This window comes from Rhizobium alarense (genome assembly GCF_021555155.1).
Classification (GTDB): domain Bacteria; phylum Pseudomonadota; class Alphaproteobacteria; order Rhizobiales; family Rhizobiaceae; genus Rhizobium_D; species Rhizobium_D alarense.
In genome coordinates this window covers 1-1,250 of record NZ_JAKGBU010000178.1, presented here as the reverse complement: position 1 = coordinate 1,250, position 1,250 = coordinate 1, and the positions used below count along the sequence as shown (strand labels likewise).

Sequence of the window (1,250 nt, the reverse complement as noted above, 5' to 3'; positions counted from 1 at the left end):
GCTCGGCGGCAGCGGCACGGTCGTGCTCGACGGCAGCTTCCTGCGCGACCCGCTCTATGTGCGGCTGGTCGCGGCGCTCCTGCCGGATCGCCCGGTCCGCTACAGCCTCGAGGCCTATGGCGTCGCCGCCGGCGCGGCGCTGCTCGCCGGCCACGCGGCAAGACCGGCCCCCGTTTCCGCCGACCTCGAGATGCCCGAGCGCCTTGCAACGCTCGCCTTCCTCCTGCCGCCCTATGCCGCGCGCTGGCGCCGCCGGGCGGCCATGCCTTCTATCGATGACAGGAAAGGAACCAGCCATGGCTGAGACGAACAGGGCGGCGTTGCGCCGCCAGATGGTGGACATCTGCCGGCGCATGAATTCGAGCGGTATCAACCAGGGGACCGCCGGCAATCTCTCGGTGCGCACCGGCGACGGCTTCCTCATCACGCCGTCGTCGATGCCCTATGACACGATGACGCCGGAGGACCTCGTCGAGATGGATTTCGACGGCACCTATGTCGGCCACCGCCCGTCCTCCGAATGGCGCTTCCACCGCGACATCCTGAAGGCCCGCACCGACATCGACGTCGCGCTGCACTGCCACTCGATCTATGCCACGACGCTCGCCTGCCACCACAAGACCATTCCGAGCTTCCACTACATGACGGGGATCGCCGGCGGCACGACGATCCGCTGTGCGAAATATGCCACCTTCGGCACCCAGGCGCTTTCCGACAACGCGATCGTCGCACTCGAGGGCCGGCTCGCCTGCCTGCTCGGCCAGCACGGCCAGATCTCGCTCGGCAGGACTCTCGAGGCAGCACTCTGGCTGGCGATCGAGATCGAGACGCTGTCGCGGATCTACGTCCAGGCGCTGACCCTCGGCGAACCGCCGGTGCTGCCCGACGACGAGATGGAACGCGTCATCGGGCAGATGCGCCGGATGAGCTACGGCCACGCCCCGGACGCGGAAGGCGTCAACGACGTCGCCCGGCCGCGGAAGGGGGCGTGAGAACGGCCCGCCGACACGGATTGCGGCGCGCTGAAGTCGCAAGCGGACCGCACGCCGATTGAGGATGCTGCCCGTGGACACGGCTTGCCATCCGCGAACGGTCCGGGCCGGAACAGCGCTGCGCCAGCGCATCGCCGGCCGGACCCCGCGAACGGTCAAGCCTTGAGATCGAGGTCATCGGGTGCCCTTCCCGAGAGATGGGTGACAGTTCATTCCGGATAGATGGGTTACACTTTCGGCCCTTTGCGAGGAGAGCAA

At 68.1% G+C, this 1,250-nt stretch carries 1 protein-coding gene and 1 pseudogene; both read left to right on the top strand.

Going from position 1 to position 1,250, the window contains the following annotated elements; translation table 11 throughout:
* Nucleotides 1-304, top strand: a pseudogene (locus tag LXM94_RS25865) (carbohydrate kinase); the annotation flags it as partial.
* Complete coding sequence (locus LXM94_RS25860) at nucleotides 297-992, top strand: class II aldolase/adducin family protein (protein ID WP_235774756.1); 696 nt, start codon at nucleotides 297-299, stop codon at nucleotides 990-992. The pseudogene LXM94_RS25865 and the gene LXM94_RS25860, both read left to right, overlap by 8 nt.
* Nucleotides 993-1,250 lie beyond the last annotated feature (258 nt).